This is a genomic window from Dactylosporangium sp. NPDC000244, assembly GCF_040300725.1.
Lineage (GTDB): Bacteria > Actinomycetota > Actinomycetes > Mycobacteriales > Micromonosporaceae > Dactylosporangium.
In genome coordinates, this window is record NZ_JBEPEH010000011.1 from 95,593 (window position 1) to 112,239 (window position 16,647).

14 protein-coding genes are annotated in these 16,647 nt (G+C 70.3%); 10 read left to right on the forward strand and 4 right to left on the reverse strand.

What is annotated here, in order from left to right; translation table 11 throughout:
* Window positions 1-83: 83 nt before the first annotated feature.
* Together ABT369_RS17310 and ABT369_RS17315 are read right to left on the reverse strand one after the other, a co-directional pair.
* Window positions 84-449: a hypothetical protein gene (locus tag ABT369_RS17310; protein WP_350612961.1), complete on the reverse strand. Its 366-nt coding sequence runs from the start codon at window positions 447-449 to the stop codon at window positions 84-86.
* A gap of 242 nt (window positions 450-691) precedes the next feature.
* Window positions 692-1,294: an ArsR/SmtB family transcription factor gene (locus ABT369_RS17315; RefSeq protein WP_350612963.1), complete on the reverse strand. Its 603-nt coding sequence runs from the start codon at window positions 1,292-1,294 to the stop codon at window positions 692-694.
* Between the two features lie 63 nt (window positions 1,295-1,357).
* Between ABT369_RS17315 and ABT369_RS17320 the strand changes: the two genes are divergently transcribed.
* From ABT369_RS17320 to ABT369_RS17340, 5 genes are all read left to right on the forward strand, one after another.
* Window positions 1,358-1,918, forward strand: coding sequence for a dienelactone hydrolase family protein (locus tag ABT369_RS17320; RefSeq protein WP_350612964.1), 561 nt, complete (start codon window positions 1,358-1,360; stop codon window positions 1,916-1,918).
* 411 nt (window positions 1,919-2,329) lie between these two features.
* Window positions 2,330-3,007, forward strand: a complete 678-nt coding sequence (locus ABT369_RS17325; protein ID WP_350612966.1) for a hypothetical protein — start codon at window positions 2,330-2,332, stop codon at window positions 3,005-3,007.
* Window positions 2,994-3,188, forward strand: coding sequence for a hypothetical protein (locus ABT369_RS17330; RefSeq protein WP_350612968.1), 195 nt, complete (start codon window positions 2,994-2,996; stop codon window positions 3,186-3,188). Before ABT369_RS17325 ends, ABT369_RS17330 begins: the two co-directional genes overlap by 14 nt.
* 2 nt (window positions 3,189-3,190) lie before the next feature.
* Window positions 3,191-3,511, forward strand: coding sequence for a hypothetical protein (locus tag ABT369_RS17335; RefSeq protein ID WP_350612969.1), 321 nt, complete (start codon window positions 3,191-3,193; stop codon window positions 3,509-3,511).
* A gap of 258 nt (window positions 3,512-3,769) precedes the next feature.
* Window positions 3,770-4,990: an FAD-dependent oxidoreductase gene (locus ABT369_RS17340; RefSeq protein WP_350612971.1), complete on the forward strand. Its 1,221-nt coding sequence runs from the start codon at window positions 3,770-3,772 to the stop codon at window positions 4,988-4,990.
* A gap of 1 nt (window position 4,991) precedes the next feature.
* On the opposite strand, the gene ABT369_RS17345 is transcribed toward ABT369_RS17340, so the two are convergent.
* Entirely contained in the window at window positions 4,992-7,913 is a 2,922-nt protein-coding gene (locus ABT369_RS17345) for an AfsR/SARP family transcriptional regulator (protein WP_502891777.1), read from the reverse strand.
* 238 nt (window positions 7,914-8,151) lie between these two features.
* Window positions 8,152-9,555, reverse strand: a complete 1,404-nt coding sequence (locus ABT369_RS17350) for an aminotransferase class I/II-fold pyridoxal phosphate-dependent enzyme (RefSeq protein WP_350612974.1) — start codon at window positions 9,553-9,555, stop codon at window positions 8,152-8,154.
* Window positions 9,556-9,788: 233 nt separating this feature from the next.
* On the opposite strand from ABT369_RS17350, the gene ABT369_RS17355 reads away from it, so the two are divergent.
* From ABT369_RS17355 to ABT369_RS17375, 5 genes are read left to right on the forward strand one after another with little or no spacing between them, the layout of a single operon-like run.
* Window positions 9,789-11,465 carry an ABC transporter family substrate-binding protein gene (locus ABT369_RS17355; RefSeq protein ID WP_350612976.1) on the forward strand — a complete coding sequence of 559 codons (1,677 nt, stop codon included), beginning with the start codon at window positions 9,789-9,791 and terminating at the stop codon, window positions 11,463-11,465.
* A gap of 23 nt (window positions 11,466-11,488) precedes the next feature.
* Entirely contained in the window at window positions 11,489-12,973 is a 1,485-nt protein-coding gene (locus ABT369_RS17360; protein ID WP_350612978.1) for an ABC transporter substrate-binding protein, read from the forward strand.
* A gap of 51 nt (window positions 12,974-13,024) precedes the next feature.
* Window positions 13,025-14,011: an ABC transporter permease gene (locus tag ABT369_RS17365; RefSeq protein WP_350612980.1), complete on the forward strand. Its 987-nt coding sequence runs from the start codon at window positions 13,025-13,027 to the stop codon at window positions 14,009-14,011.
* Entirely contained in the window at window positions 13,998-15,740 is a 1,743-nt protein-coding gene (locus ABT369_RS17370; protein WP_350612981.1) for a dipeptide/oligopeptide/nickel ABC transporter permease/ATP-binding protein, read from the forward strand. Before ABT369_RS17365 ends, ABT369_RS17370 begins: the two co-directional genes overlap by 14 nt.
* Window positions 15,737-16,615, forward strand: coding sequence for an ATP-binding cassette domain-containing protein (locus ABT369_RS17375; RefSeq protein ID WP_350612983.1), 879 nt, complete (start codon window positions 15,737-15,739; stop codon window positions 16,613-16,615). The genes ABT369_RS17370 and ABT369_RS17375 overlap by 4 nt, the downstream gene beginning before the upstream one ends.
* The last annotated feature ends 32 nt before the right edge of the window (window positions 16,616-16,647 follow it).

The window sequence follows — 16,647 nt, forward strand, 5'->3', positions numbered from 1 at the left end:
GCCTCCCTGGCAGTTCCGGACAGCCGGAATTCTAGTGCCCGCCGCCCCGGCACCTGCCGGTCGCCCGGGCGAGGCCGCCCCGGCTACTGACGCCGCAGCGCGTCCCCCGGGGGCGCGGACAGCGTGAAGACGGTGCCGATGTCGCCCTCGTAGCCGAAGTCGACGCTGCGCAGGCGCACCCGCTGCGGGCTCGCCTCGACGATCTCCACCGCGACCGGCTCGGCGCGGCCGGGGATGGTGAGCAGCCAGCGGTCGGCGAGGTAGCTGAGCCCGATCGCGTCGAGCACGCGTTCGGCGTCGAACTCGTCGCCGGCCTCCCCGAGCGGGTGCCCGAACACGGTCACCGGCACGAACCGGTCCGGCTCGCCAGGCACGGGCCGCAGGTAGCCGAGCAGCTCGTCGTCCTCGTCACGGCGGTACTCCCGCCAGTCCCCGTCGATCACGATCATCGACCCTATGCGATCGCGTCACCCGCGTCGCACCGATATCGCGTCGCCCCGCGCGGCCCTGGTGTCGCCATGCGTCACACCGGTGTGTCGCTTTGTGTCGCATGGTGTCGGACCGTCTCGTCGCGTCGCACCGGTGTCGTTTCGTGTCGCCTCGCGTTCTCTTGTGTCGCGCCGCGCCGGCACCGTGCGGTCGCGCCGGCGTCGTGTGGTCGCGCCGGCATCGTGCGGTCGCGGCGGTTGCGTCACGCGGGTTCGGTGCTCGCGTCGGCCGACTCCGGGCCCGGCTCGGGCAGCGCCGGAGCGTCGGTGGGGTAGAGGCCGGCGGCGAACCCGTAGACCTGGTCGCCGGCCCGCGGAATCTGCGCGAACCGCCGCGCGAGTGCCTGCACCTCGGCCCAGAAGTTGCGCACTTCGTCACGCGGAATGCGCGCATGCACAAGCGTGCAGCGCAGGTCGTCGGCGGCGTGCGCGGCGGCGGACTCGGCGGCCGCGGTCGCCAGGCCGTTGATGCCCGCCGCGATGCGCTGCTCCTCCGGGCTCGAGAGCACGCCGACGTACAGCGTGCGCGCGACCCGCCCGTAGTAGCGCTCCTCGATCGCCCGGACCCGGCGGGTGCGCACGACCTTGAACAGCCCGATGGTGAGGAGGTGGCTCACGTGGTACGCCACCGTGCCCTTCGGCCGCCCGACCGCCTCGGCCAGCTCGGACACGGTCGCGGCACGCTCCAGCACCAGCTCCAGCAGCGTCGATCGCAGCGGGTCGGCGAGCGCGCGCAGCTGCTCGGGGGCGGTCACCACGAGCATGTCGCCGAGCTCGTAGTCGGGGATGGACTGATTGACCGGCATAGTCCGAACATTCTAGGGTGTTCAAACGTCCGAGATTTTTCGACCAATGATGGGGGCCCGGCGATGGCCGAGGTTGTGCTCTTCCACCACCTGCTTGGGCTGACCGACGGAGTGCGCGCGTTCGCTGACGTTTTGCGCGCGAACGGGCACACGGTGCACACACCGGACCTGTTCGGCGGCGTGCGACCGGCCACGCTGGAGGAGGGCGCGGCCCTGGCCGAGACTCTGGAGGAGCTGACCTGGGAGGAGTACGACGGCGTGGTGTTCGCCGGCATCTCCTGGGGCGTGATGACCGCTCAGCGACTGGCCCAGACGCGGCCGGGTGCGAGAGGCGCCCTGCTGTTCGAGGCCTGTCTGCCCGTGACCGGCGACTGGGCGATCGGCCCCTGGCCGGACGGCGTCCCGGTGCAGATCCACGGCATGAACGCCGACCCCTTCTTCGCCGGCGAGGGCGACATCGACGCCGCCCGCGAGCTGGTCGAACACGCCGGCGACAAACTCGCGCACCTCTACCTGTACGAAGGCGGCGGCCACCTCTTCACGGACTCCTCCCTCCCGTCGCACGACGCCGCAGCGACCGCCCTGGTGCTCGAACGCGCATTGACCTTCCTGGCCGACCTCTGACCCCGGGCCCCACGCTCTCGCATCGACGACATCATCAAGCAGGAAGACCCGCAGGGCATCGACCCCAGCGACGTCGCCCAGCGGATCGACGAACACAGGAGCCACGCCGAGCACTACATCGCCTTCGCCGAACGCGCGGGTGAGCGGCTGCGCAGCGCGGACCAGCGGCCCGGAGGCCTCCGGCAGCGTCCGCGCGCTCGGCGCGGGCCTGTCGCCGACCGAGGCGCTGCGAACGCGCCTCCTGCCCGAGCCGGACGATGCCGACCGGACACCCCGATGACGAGCAGGCGTCAGCGGCGGGGCGTCAGCACGAACCGGTCACGCTGGCCAGGGCCACCCCGCTGGGCTGGTGCCGGAACCGCGCGACACACTCGGCCGTATGGTTGGCCAGGCGGCGGGCCACCACGGGTCGTGGCGATCTGGTCGATCTACGCCGGCGCGGTCGAACGCCTCGACAGCGACATCGCCGGCGTCGACCGGATGCTCATGGCGATCGAGCACCCGCCGGTCCCGCTCGCCCCGGACGTGCCGCCGGTGCCGTGGCACGTCGCCGTCCAGGCGCACCAACAGCTCGCTCTGGCCGCCAATGGGACGGTCGGCGTGCCTGAGGTTCACCGGCAGGCTCTGGCACTGGCCGAGTGGGGGATCCCGGCCGCGAGGGTGCTGGTCGACCCGAACGGTACCGCTCGGACCGTGCCACCTGTGCTCGCGTTGCAGCTCGCCCACGGGCTGCCCGTCGCCGGGCTGACCGCGATCCCGGGCGCCGTGCACGAGGCCGCGGCGGTGGAGGGCATCTCCGGGTGGGCCAAGCTGCGGCGGATCACCCTGCCGATGATCCGCCCGACGGTGGTGTTCGCCACCGTGCTGGTGGTGCTCACGTCGGTGCAGGTGTTTCGACCAGATCAGCGTGATGACCCAGGGCGGGCCGCAGGGGTCGTCCGAGACCGCGCTGACGATGACCTGGAAACTCGGCTTCAGCTACTTCCAGCTCGGCCGGGCCTCGGCGCTGTCGTTCGTGCTGATCGCCGTGTTGATCGCCCTGTTCGTCCATCTGGACACCATGGACACGCCCGACGTGTTCCCGCCTGAGATGCTCGCCAACGTCGAGGCGCACCACAAGCTCCTCCGCGAGAACCCGCGCCAGGCCCGCATCGTTCCGTCGCACAGCCTCGACTGGGAAGGCACCCAACCGGCCAAGCTGAGCGAGGAACAGCTCGCCTACGTCGAACACGCGCTGCGCGACAACGCCGACGCCCGGTGGACCTTCTGAACATGCACATGCCGCTGTGGCAGGGCAACCACCCAGCCTGGGCCCGCATCCGCGCCGCCCTCGGCGACCGCCCGTACCACGCCTTCGCCGGTCACGTGCACAACTACAAGCACCAGCACATCGACGGCAACTCCCACGTCCGGCTCGGCCCGACCGGCGGCCTGTGGGTGCTCGGCGGCCCCGACGGCAACTTCGACCACGTCACCCAGGTCACCGTCACCGACAACGGCCCGATAGTGGCGAACATCCTGCTCGATGGCGTCCGCGACATCGACGGCGAGCCCATCCTGCCGGTGGCCACCCGCTCGATTCCCATCTGCTGAGCGGACCGGAGGGGACGCCCGCGAAGCCGGGCGCCCCCTCGCCGGGCATGCGGACCGGTGACGCCGGTGTGAGCAGCGGATTCAAGCTTCCTACAAGATTCGCGCAGGGCCCGAGGGACACCCTTGGCCGGCATCGGCGCTCATCCGGCCACCGCGGACAGGGCTGGACAGGCGACCGGTGTCATGGTCCGGCCAACGTCTGGAGGCGCCTGTGTCGGTCGATGCGAGCGCGGCCGGGCAGCGTCTTGCCGGTGCGCCGTGACGGGGGAACGGTACGACGTCGTGGTCGTCGGGGCTCGCTGCGCCGGGGCTTCGACCGCCCTGCTGCTGGCCCGTCGCGGCTATCGTGTGCTGCTGCTGGACCGGGCGAGCCTGCCGAGCGACACGTTGTCGACGCACTACATCCACCCGGGCGGGCTGGCGCTGCTGGCCCGGTGGGGGCTCCTGGACGCCTTGACGGCCACCGGCTGTCCCCCGATCCAGCGGATCTCGCACCAGGTCGGCGACGTGCGGCTCGAGGCGATGGCGCCGGCGGTGGACGGGGTCGGCTTCAGCTGCGCGCCGCGCCGCCAGGTGCTCGACGCGGTACTGGCGGATGCCGCGGTGGCCGCGGGCGCCCAACTGCGCGACGGGTGCGAGGTGCTCGACGTGACCTTCGACCGAGGACGGGCGACCGGCGTCACCTACCGCACTCGCGCCGGCGCCCGGGACACGGTCGCCGCCGGGCTCGTCGTCGGCGCGGACGGCATGCGCTCGGCCGTGGCGGACCTGGTCGGCGCACCCGCCGAATCCGAAGATGCGCGGCTGACCTGCGTCTACTACACGTACTGGACGGGTATCAAAGCGGACTTCGAGCTCTACGAGCAGCCGCGCCGGCTCGTCGGCGCGATGCCCACGCACGGCGACCAGACACTGGTCTGCACCTACTTCCCCAGCGCCGAGTTCGCACACGTCCGCGGGCGCGCCTGGGATTCCTACCTGGACAACATCCGCGCCACCGCGCCCGGCCTGTTCGAACGGGTTGCCGCCGGTACCCGTACCGAACGGTTGCGCGGGACCAACGACCAGCGGAACTTCTTTCGTCAGGCCTGTGGACCGGGCTGGGTTCTCGTCGGCGACGCCGGCCACCACCAGGACTCCATCACCGCACGCGGTATCACCGACGCGTTCGAACAGGCCGCGATGCTCGCCGACTGCGTGGCTGACGGTCTGCACGACGAGGTGCGGTTGCGTGACGGGCTGCACCGATTCGCCGAGCAACGCAGGGCCCGCTTCACCCCGCTGTACAAGATGGCGCTGCTCGCCGGATCGCTGGACGTGTCGCCGTACCGGCTGGAGGTGCTGCGGTTCCTGAGCACCCGGCCGGAACTCGTCGAACGCTATTTCGCGGTGAGCGCCGGCATCATCGAGTCCGAGCAACTGTTCAACCGGCAGCTGTTCGCGCAGATGTCGGCCTTCCGGGCGGGTGCACCGGGGTGAGTCAGGCCGTCCCCCCGTGCGCCCGGCCGGCCTGCACGCCGAGGAGCCTGTCCGCCACGTTCGCGGCCTGGCGGGCGAGGTGCTGCAGGTCGTAGAGAGCCAGCGCCTCCTGCCAGGCGCTCACGGCGTCGGCGGTGCGGCCGACGGCACGGTACACGTCGCCGAGGTGGACCAGGGTGTCCGCCTCCTCGTAGGTGTCGCCCAGTTCGCGGCGCAGCGTCAGGGCGTGCAGATAGTGCCGCAGTGCGGGCGCGTGCCGCCCGCTGTGGTGGGCGATGTAGCCGAGGCTGTCGGAGGTGTACGCCTCGCCCTCGCGGAACCCCTGCGCGCGGCAGAGGGCGAGAGCCCGGTCGCAGTAGCGGGCGGCCTCTTCGTAGTCCTGGACGCGGGCGTGGTACCAGCCGAGCGCGTTGAGTGCCTCGGCCTCGCGGGCGGGGTTGCCGAGGGTGGACCGGATGCGCAGGTTCGCGGCCGCATGCGCGAGGGCCTGCCGGTAGTCGCCGACGTGTTCGCATGCGAGCGCGAGGTTCAGCTGGGTCTGTGCCTGGCCGTCGGCATCGCCGGCCTCCTCGTATCCGGCCGCCGCCTGCCGGAGATGGTGCAGCGCGCGTGCGTGCCGGCCGAGTGGGACGTAGGCGCGACCCAGCAGCCGGTGGTTGAGGGCGAGGTCCGTCGGGTTTGCGAGCGTCTGGGTGGTGGCGATCGTGGCCTGGAGCATGGCGACGCGGACGTGGAGGTACCCGCGCCGCCACTGGAAGGTGTCGAGTGCCCAGGCCAGCTGCCACGCCTCGGCGTGCCAGCCGTGCTCCACGGCGTCCTGGTGCACGGCCAGCAGGCACTCGTGTTCCGCCTCGAACCAGGCCATCGCCGTGGCGGCGTCGGTGAGCGGGCCGGACGGCGGTGCCGGCGCGGGGCCCGGCGTGATCGGGGTCCGCCGCGGCGACAGCAGCCGGTCGGCGGCGAGGGCGGTGCCGGTGTAGAACGACGTCAGCCGCTGTCGCGCGGCTTCCGCGGCGGCGGCCTGATCGGATGCGCAACGCTCGGCGGCGTACAGATGCACGAGGTCGTGCATCCGGTAGCGGCCCGCGGTGTGCTCCTGCAGCAGATACGCGGCCGCCAGCCTGCGCAGCGCAACCCGCGTCCGGGCGGCGGACCGGCCGGTCAGCGCCGCGGCGGCGCAGAGGCTGATGTCCGGTCCCGGCGCGGCGCCGAGCAGCCCGAACGTTCGCGCCAGGTCGGGATCGAGAGCCTGGTACGAGGCGGAGAACACCGCCCGCAGGTCTGCGTTGAGGTCGTCGGCGTCCAGGGCGTCGAGCCGCGCCGAGCGGTCGGCGAGCTCCTCGGCCAGCGCGGCCAGCGGGAGGCCGGACTGGATGCGCGCCCGGGCCGCCACGATGCTCGTGGCCAGCGGCAGCCCCGCGCAGTGCGCCACGAGCGCAGCGACGGCCTGGGGCTCGCGCGTCGCCCGATGCCGGCCGAGGTGGTGCACGAGCAGTTGCTGCCCCTCGTGCCTGGGCAGCGTGTCCAGGGCCAGCGGCCGGGCGCCGTACGCGGTGACCAGCCCGGCGAAGTGCCGGCGCCCGGTGACCAGGACCATGCAGGCCGGGCTGCCGGGCAGCAGCGGCTCGACCTGCGCCGTGCTGTGGGCGTTGTCGAGCAGGATCAGCATCCGCTGGCCCACGACGAGGCTGCGGTACAGCGCTGTCCGGCTCGGCAGGTCCGCCGGGATCTCGGCCGGCGCGATCCCCAGCGCCTCGAGGAAGCCGTGGAGGGCGACCGGCGCGGGCACCGGGTTCCCGGCCGGATCGAAGCCGCGGAGGTCGACGTACAGCTGCCCGGCAGGGAAGCGGTCGATGTTGCGGTGCGCCCAGTGCAGCGCGAGCGACGTCTTGCCGATCCCGCCGGTGCCGCCGACGACCGCGATTCCCATGACGTCACCGGTGCCGGCGACCCGGTCCAGCTCGGCGATCTCCCCGGCCCGGCCGACGAAGACGGCGGGTGGCGCCGGCAGCTGACGCGGGGTCTGCACCTGGCGCCGGGCCTGCGCCGCCGGCGCGTTCGCCGCATCGAGCGCCGGGTCAGCGGCGATGATCCGCTCGTGCAGCTGCTGCAGTGCCGCGCCCGGGTCGCTGCCCAGCTCCTCCTTCAGCCGCTGCCGAGTCAGCCGGTAGTGGGCCAGCGCGTCGGCGACGCGGCCGCTGCGGAACAACGCGAGCATGAACTGGCCGGCCGCTCGCTCGTCCAACGGGTACGCCTCGGTCTTGGTGAGCAGCTCGGCCAGCAGCTCACCGTGGTGCCCCAGCCGCAGCCGGATGTCGCAACGGTCCAGTCCGGCGGCGAGCCGCTCCTGGTCGGTGGCGTCGCGCTGCAGGTTGAAGTACGGGGTGTCGAGGCCGGCGAAGGCGTCGCCGCGCCAGAGGCCGAGCGCCTCGCCGAGCAGGGCCGAGGCCGTATCGTCGTCGGGCGCGGAGCGGGCCTGCGTGCACAGGTGCCGGAACAGATGCAGGTCAACGGTCAGCCGGTCGATCTCGAGCAGGTAACCGCCGGAGCGGCGGTGCAGCAACGGCCGGCCGGACGCTGCGGTCAGGGTACGGCGCAGACGCGACAGGTAGCTGTACAACGTGGGCTGCGCCCGCTGCGGCGGCCGGGCCCCCCACACCCGCTCGACGAGCTGGTCGGCCCGCACGATCTCGCCGGCGTCGACCAGCAGCGCCGCCAGCACCCCGCGCTGCCGGGCATGTCCAACCTCGATCGGCGTTCCGCCCCTGTGTGCCTCGATACTGCCGAGCAACCGGAACTCCAACGTCTCGTCGATCCTCCTTCGTCCGTTGCTGCCGGTGCGGGCGCCGCACCGGCTGCATCCGTGGTGCCGCACAGCTCGAACCGGGGTTGACTCCCAAGAGGGTAGGCCCGAACCCGTCATGGCCGCCGCCCCTTGCCTCCCCACCTTCGGCAACGGGCCGCGGCGATCAACGCGAGGGCTTCGTCGGATACCCGCAGTCCGCACCGCATCAGGATCATCGTGATCAGCCGTCCGGCCACGCGGGATCCGCCTCGGGCGCTGGAGCTTGTCATGGCTTTTCTGGAGATCACCCTGATCGTCGGTCCGGCGAACCGTCCGGATCTACGAGACCGCCTGACTGGCCACGACGGAGGACGAATCAGCGGCGACGGTCGCCGTCACCGGGAGCCGCAGCTTCCTCAATGGGTTTCAACGGCAGGTGGCAGGCCCGGGCGATCATCCGGGCCATCGCCTGCATGCCATTGGGTAACGCCGTGCCGTTGATGTGTACGTGGTGCTGCCGCCCCGACCTGGCCTCGAAGAAGCTGCCGGGATGCACCACCACGCCGTAGCGGCTGAGCCGGGTGCAGACCGAGTGCTCATCTGGTACCGGTAGCCAGATGTGTGGTCCGTCGGTGGGGGTGAGCACGAATCCGATGTCCGTCAGGGCCGCGCTGAATTCCGCGTGCCGGCGCCGGCATTCCGCGATGAACTGGTCCGTGTGCCGGACGGCGTCTGCGTCGGTCAGCTGGTACGCGAGCGCGAGCTGGAGGATGCGGCTGACCCAGCGGGACGAGTACGTCAGCCGCATCCACATCAGGTCGATGTACTCGGCGGCGCCGCCGGTCACCGCGACGCGCAGGTCGGCGCCGAAGAAGAAGTTGTAGCCCTGCATGTGGACCACCCGGTCGGGCAGGTGGGCGGTGAGGGACCGCTGCGGCGAGCGCATCAGCGGGGTCTGCGACACCTCGATGATGGGGAATGCCTCGTCGCCCAGGAGCGTGGCGGCGGCCTCGATCCAGGCATCGTTGACCGAGCGGCCGGACGGCACGTTGCCGTTCGGCTGGTAGATCATGGCGCTCGGCTTGCTGATCAGCGCGAGTCGCAGCTGCTCCAGGTCCGGGCCGTCGTGACCGTAGTCGACGGGAATGGCGGACGCGCCGATCGACTCCAGGATGTCCAGCACGCGCGCCTGGCTGGGCGACTCGATGATGACCCGGTCGCCGGGGCGGGCGATCGATGTCAGCGCCAGTTCGAGGGCGTCGATGATGCCGTGGGTGGCGAGGAACCGGTCGACCGGGAAGGGCCAATGCGGCTGGACGGCGGCGATGAGCTCCGGGGTGGCCGGCTCGGCGAACGCGTTGTGCAGCGCGCTGTTGCTGATCGCGTAGGCGAGCGCGGGCGCCAGGTCCGGCGGTGGCAGCTGCCCGGCCAGGAGGTTTCCCAGATCGATGGGCATCGTCGACGAGGTGCGGACCATGCTGTCGAAGCGGCGGGCTCGGGGCGGCTGCGGCGGCCCGAGCACCACGGTGCCGCCGCGGCGGCGGGTCTCGATGACGGACCGGGCGGACAGTGAGCTCCACGCCTGTGCGATGGCGGACTTGCTCATGCCGAGCTCCACCGCGAGGTCCCGGACTGTCGGCAACTGGGACTGAGTCGGCAATTCCCCCGAACCGACCAGATCGAGGATCGCGCGGGACAGCGCATTGCTGGTCCGCAGCGTCAGGCGCGACTGGATGAGCCGCATGCACTGCTGGCTGTCCAGCGGCTCGGTCGCAGTCACGTTCTTCGTCCTCCGGCTTTGCGGCACCTGGCCGACGGTGCATGACTGTAGTGCCTGGGCCGGTCAACCATGGTCACAATTATGTCCATGGACATAAAAATATTGACCTGGACATAACCCGAGCTTAATTTCCTAGTCGTTGGCCTCGGCCTTTACGGCCGGCCGCGACGACCAGCCACCCTGGCGCTCCAGCCGAGCCACATCTCTCCCCTGAATCAGAGGACGTGCCTGACGTGAAATCCACTCGCCACTTCGTGGCCGTGGCCGTGGCCACGCTCGCCGCTGTGGTCGTCTCCGGCTGCTCGAAGATCAGCAACGATGTGAAGACCGATGCCTCGTCGGTCGCGGTGGCCGACGGCGGGAAGCTGACCCTCGCGGCCAGCAGCCCGATGGTGGACTGGAACCCGCTGTCCGCCGCCGGAGACACGACCGGCCAGCGCCAGCAGCAGTGGCCCTTCTATCCGCACCCGTTCCTGACCAACCCGGACACCACCGTGGTGCTGAACAAGGCGCTGTTGGAGTCCGCCGAGGTGGTCAGCACCAGCCCGATGAAGGTCGAGTACAAGATCCAGCAGAACGCCGTCTGGTCGGACGGCACCCCGATCACCGGCAAGGACTTCGAGTACACCCAGGCGGTCCAGGATCCGAAGAAGTGCGCAGCCTGCAAGGCTGCGTTCACCGAGGGCTACTCGAAGATCACGAAGCTCGAGACGAGCGGCGACGGCAAGACGGTCACGATGACCTACGCCGAGCCGTTCTCCGCCTGGCAGACGCTGTTCAACTACATCCTGCCGGCGCACGTCGCCGAGTCGTACGGCGACCTGGCGACCTCCTTCAACACCGGCTTCAGCAAGAACCCTCCGAAGGTGTCCGGTGGCCCGTACGTCCTGAAGGACTACCAGGACGGCGTCTCCATGACGATGGTCAAGAACCCGAAGTGGTACGGCGAGCCCGCGCACCTGGACACCATTACCACCCGGTACATCTCCAGCCAGGGCGCGCAGATCACCGCTTTGCAGAACGGGGAGGTCGACCTCGTCTACCAGAACCCGACGCTGGACACGGTCAACCAGGTCAAGGCCATGAACGGCATGAAGGTGCTGCTCGGCTCCACCCTGACCTATTACCACCTGGGCATGAAGACGACCGGCGACGTGATGGCCGACCCGGCGCTGCGCCGGGCCATCGCCACCGCGGTCAACCTGGACGACATGCGCAAGCGCACCGTCGGACAGTACGCGCCGGACCTGGTCACGATGAAGAGCAGCGCGTACGTGCCGGGGCAGAAGGTCGGCGACGTCCCCGCGTACCACGACAACACCGACGAGCTCAACATCGGCAAGGGCGACACCAAGGGCGCCCTGGAGATGCTGCAGAACGCCGGCTACAAGGTCACCGACGGCAAGCTCATCATGCCGGACGGCAAGCCGCTGCGGGACCTGAAGCTGCTCACCCTGTCCACCGACGTACTGCGGATGGAACTGGCGCAGATCGCCCAGTCGCAACTCAAGCAGCTGGGCATCACCATCGTCATCGACCCGGCCGACAGCGCCCGGTACTCACCGGCCCTGCGCCAGGGCAGCTTCGACCTGATGGCCACCGGCACCGCCCTGGACCTGGGTTCGCTGTCGCTGCAGCAGTGGTACGGCACCGGCGCGGCCCGCTCCTTCGGGTACTCGTCGCCGGAGGCGGACAAGCTGTTCGCCGAGGCGGCCGGCGAGCTGGACCCGGCCAAGCAGGTCGAGCTGATGAACAAGCTCGACAAGGTGCTGCTGTCCGACGGCGTGGTGCTGCCCCTGTTCGCGAGCCCGCAGATGGCCGTCTACCGGGACAAGTACACCAACATCTTCATCAACCCCAGCAAGTACGGCACCACGATGAACGTCGAGCAGTGGGGCCTGCGCAAGTGACGAATTCCTCGGGGAGGGAACGCATGAGCATCGACTTCGTGGTGGCCACGCCACACGACGCGGTCGAGTTCAACGACGTGTACCGCAACACCACGGCCAGCGCCGGGTACATCGCCTGCAACAACATCTACAACCGGGTCGTGTTGAACGAGTGGTACGACATCAATCCGTTCCCGGACCTGGCCACCCACTGGGAGCAACTGGACGGGTCGCGGCGGTGGCGGTTCCACCTCAATCAGGCGGCCCGCTGGCAGGACGGCGTCCCGCTGACCGCGCACGACGTGGTGTACACGCACCTGCACGCGATGGAGATGGGCTACACCGGCGGGCGGTTCCTCAAGGACGTCGAGACGATCGTCGCGGTCAACGACCACACGGTCGACTACATCCTGCACACGCCGAACGCCGGGTTCCTGGTCCTGCTGGGCAACTTCATCTTCACCCACATCCTGCCCAGGCACCTGTTCGAGGGCACCGACTGGGCGACGAACCCGCACACGCTCAAGCCGGTCGGCTCCGGCCCGTTCCGGCTGGCGGAGTGGATTCCGGGTGAGCGCATCGTCATGGAGGCCGTCAGGAATCACTGGGGCGCCCAGCCGGAGATTGACCGGCTGATCCTGAAGATCGTCCCGGACCGCGACGAGTGCGTCCGGATGGTGGCCCGGGGTGAGGCACACTTCTTCCCGCAGGACACCCTCACCAAGGACCGGCTGCACCTGCTCGACGGCGCGGCGGCCGACATCGAGCTGATGAAGGACGAGGGCCCCGGCATGGCCCTGCTGGACTTCAACCACCGCCGGGAGCTGTTCGCCGACAAGCGGGTGCGCGTCGCGGTCGCGCACGCCGTCAACCGTGACGAGATCGCGCAACTGGGCGACCCGGGCGTCTCCCAGGCGTGGGATCACTATCTGCTGGGCTCGGTGGGCTGGGCGTTCAATCCGGACGCGAAGGCGCCCGGCCACGACGCCGATCGGGCGCGGGCACTGCTCGACGAGGCCGGCGTCGCCGCCGGTCCCGACGGGGTACGGGCCAGGCTGTCGCTGTACTACATGGACAGCTTCTACGGCCACAAGCCGCTGGCCGCCATGATCGCGCGTCAGCTCGGCGAGATCGGCTTCGAGGTCAGCGTCGAGGGATTGTCCTCTGTGGACTGGGCGGCCCGGATCGGCGGGGAGCACGACTTCGACCTGGTGATCGTGGGCGGCTCGATGGCGCCGGACCCGGAGATCACCGCGCCGAAGTACTCCACAGGCGGGCAGGGCAACCTGGCCGGGCACCACAACCCGGACGTGGACGCGGCCTACCTCGCCGCCCGTACCGCCGGCACGCTCACCGAGCGGGGTGCGCACTACAAGCGGCTGCAGGAGATCTGGGCCCGGGACACCGAATGGGTGCCGCTGTTCTGGTACGGCACCTACTTCGCCCGCAGCAAGGACTTCTTCGGCTGGGCCGACCAGCTCGGTTACTCGGTGCCGTGGTGGCACTGGGGCCGGATCCGTCCAGTGTAGGGAGAGGGTCATCCCAATACAGATCTTCGCGAGGGAGGCAGGAGCGGTGTCATGCTCCGGCTGATCCTGCGGCGGCTGGCCAGCGCCGCCCTGGTGCTGCTCCTCGCCTCAGTCGTGATCTTTACGGTGATCTCGGTGTCGGGAGATCCGTTGGGTGAACTGCGGGACCGGCAGCCGCCGGTCCCGCGCTCGGTCATCGCCGCCGAGGAGGCCCGGCTGGGCCTGAACGCGTCCCTGCCGATGCGGTACCTGACCTGGCTGGGTGGCGTGCTGCACGGCGACTTCGGCCCGTCCACCAACGCCAACCGCGACATCGGCGCGGAACTGGCCGGCCGGGTCGGAGTCACCCTGCGCCTGGTGGTCCTGGCCATCGTCATCTCGCTCATCCTGTCCCTGGTCGCCGGTACCGTGGCCGCCTTGTACCAGCGGCGCTGGCCGGACCTGATCCTGACCCCGACCGCGTTCGTCCTGCTGGCCCTGCCGTCCTTCTGGCTGGCGGTGCTGCTCAAGCAGTGGGGCATATGGTTCAACAACTCGACCGGGTACCAGGTCTTCTACACCGTCGGCGAGGCGTCGGTACCCAGACCGCAGGGGTTCGGGCCGATGCTCGCTGACATCTCCGGGCACCTGGTGCTACCCACCATCGTGCTGGCCCTGGTGCATTTCGCGACGTGGAGCCGCTACCAGCGGGCCGCGATCGCCGAGGGGCTGGCCGGTGACCACGTCCGGTTCGCGGTGCTCAAGGGCCTGTCCAAGCGTCGCATCGTGACCTCCTACGTGGTGCGTCCCGCGCTGATCCCGATCGTCACCATCGTGGCGCTCGACCTGCCGGTGGTGTTCTCCGGGGCGGTCATCACCGAGACGGTCTTCCAGTGGCGCGGGATGGGAGGGTTCCTGCTGGAATCCATCGCCAACCGCGATACCAACGCCGTGCTGGCCTGGCTGCTCGTAGCCGCGACCGCGGTGGTCGTCTTCAACCTGCTCGCCGACATCCTGTACGGCCTGGTGGATCCGAGGGTGCGCTATGCCCGATCGTGAACTGGCCGCCGGCACGGGTTCGTCGAAGCTGGCGGTCACCTTCGGCCGGTTCGTTCGGCACAAGGTGGGCATGACCGCCCTCGTGGTGCTGGTCCTGGTCATCCTGGCCGCGATCATCGTTCCTCTCCTGTGGAAGTACGACTACTCCGACATCACGCCGGACCTGTCGCAGCCGCCGTCCGCGAGGCACCCGATGGGTACCGACACCCTGGGCCGGGACCTGCTGGCGCTGGCGCTGCGGGGCATGCAGCAGTCCCTGCTGATCGCCTTCTCGGTCACCATCATCGCGTGCGTCATCGGCGTCGTGCTGGGTGTCGTGTCCGGCTATTTCGGCCGGTACGTGGACGCCGCCGTGATGCGTCTCGTCGACCTGGTGCTGACCCTGCCCACCCTCGCGCTGGCCGCGTTCCTGGGCTCGGTCGTCGCCGGTCGGGGAGTGTCCTGGCTGGGCCTGGCCCTGGTACTGGGCTCGCTGATGTGGACCTCGGTGGCCCGGTTGGTCCGCGGGGTGGTGCTCAGCCTGCGCGAACTGGCCTTCGTCGACGCGGCCCGGGTGATGGGGGCCGGCCCGGCGCGCATCATGTTCCGCCACCTGGTACCCAGCGTGTCCGACCACATCGTGGTGGCCGGAACCCTGATGTTCGGGGTGGCCATCCTCGCCGAGAGCAGCCTGTCGTTCCTGGGCTTCGGGGTGCAGCCACCGGACACCTCGCTGGGCCTGCTGGTGGCCAACGCGCAGTCCGCCGTGCTGACCCGCCCGTGGCTGTTCTACTTCCCCGGCCTGCTGATCATGACGATCGTGCTGTCGGTGAACTACGTCGGAGAAGGGCTGCGGGACGCCTTCAACCCGAAATCGTCACCCACCAACCCGCTGGCCACACCGCGCCGGCCCCGCCGCCGGACGGCGCAGGGCCAGCGTCGCGACGCCGATTCGTCGGACGCGCTGCTGACCCTTACCGATCTGTCGGTCCGCTTCGGCGAGCACCGGGCGGTGGACTCGGTCACCCTGCGGGTCCGGCCGGGCGAGGTGCTCGCCCTCGTCGGCGAGTCCGGCTCGGGCAAATCGCTCACCGGGCTCGCCGTGCTGGGACTACTGCCCAACAACGCGATCGGCGAAGGCTCGGTCCGTTTCGCCGGCGACGAACTGTCCGGCCTCACCTTCAACCAGTGGCGGGCGTACCGGGGCCGGCGGATCGCGATGATCCTGCAGGATCCGTCCACCACGCTCAACCCGGTGCTCACCATCGGCGCCCAGTTCCTGGACTCGATGCGGCTGTCGGGCAACGTCACCCGGCCGGCCGCGCGCCGGCGCGCGATCGAACTGATGGAGAGCGTCGCCATCAAGGACGCGTCCGCGCGCCTCGACCAGTATCCGCACCAGCTCTCCGGCGGGATGCGCCAGCGCATCGCGATCGCCCTGGCGATGGTGCACGACCCCGACCTCATCATCGCGGACGAGCCCACCACCGCCCTGGACGTCACCGTGCAGTCCCAGGTGATGGCGACCCTGGCCCTGGCAAGGGAACGCACCGGCGCCGCCATGCTGTTCATCACCCACGACCTGGCCCTGGTGGCCGGGATCGCGGACCGGGTGGCCGTCATGTACGAGGGCCGCATCGTCGAGGAGCAGGACGTGTTCGCCATCTTCGACGCGCCGCGGTCGGACTACACGCGCAACCTGCTGTCGCTGGCGCCACGCATCGGGGGAGGGGCGGTGGAACCGCGATGACCGAACCGATCGAACTGCTGCAAGTCACCGGACTGGTGAAGCACTTCCGGGCACCCCGCTCGGCCCGCCGGCACGGCCGGGCCATCGTGCACGCGCTGTGCTCGGTGTCGTTGTCCGTCGGTACCGGCGAGACACTGGGCATCGTCGGCGAGTCCGGCTCCGGCAAGACCACCCTGCTGCGCACCACGCTCGGGCTGCAGAAGCCCAGCGCCGGCCGGGTCGACTTCCTGGGCAGGGACGTCTTCGCGCAGAAGGGCCGGGCGGCCCGCGCGCTGCGCCGCGACATCTCGGTCGTGTTCCAGGACCCGTACACCTCGCTGGATCCGCGGATGACGGTGGCGGACATCCTCGAGGAGCCGGCCCGGATCCACGGACTTCCTACCGGTACCAGGGCGCTGACGCTGCTGGACCAGGTCCGGCTGCCGGCGAACAGCCTGCGCCGGTTCCCGCACGAGTTCTCCGGCGGCCAGCGGCAACGTATCGCCATCGCCCGGGCCCTCGCGCTGGACCCGAAGCTGATCGTCCTCGACGAGCCGGTGTCCGCGCTGGACGTCTCGGTACAGGCGGAAATCCTCGGCCTGCTCAAGGAACTGCAGCGCGACCGCGGCGTCTCGTACCTCTTCGTGGCGCACGACCTGGCCGTCGTCGCGGACCTGTCGCACCGGGTCGGCGTCATGTACGGCGGCCAGCTTGTCGAGGTGGGCCCGACACGTCAGGTCATCAGCGAGGCCCGCCACCCGTACACCCGGGAACTGCTGGCCGCCGTGCCGGTGCCCGACCCACGCATCGAACGGGCCAAGCCACGGCAGCCCCAGCGTCAATGGCCGAACGACACCGAGGGCCTGCCGCCCTGCCCGCACGGCGACGCCCTGTAAGCCGACTCGCTTCAGCAAGGCCCGCCTGTACG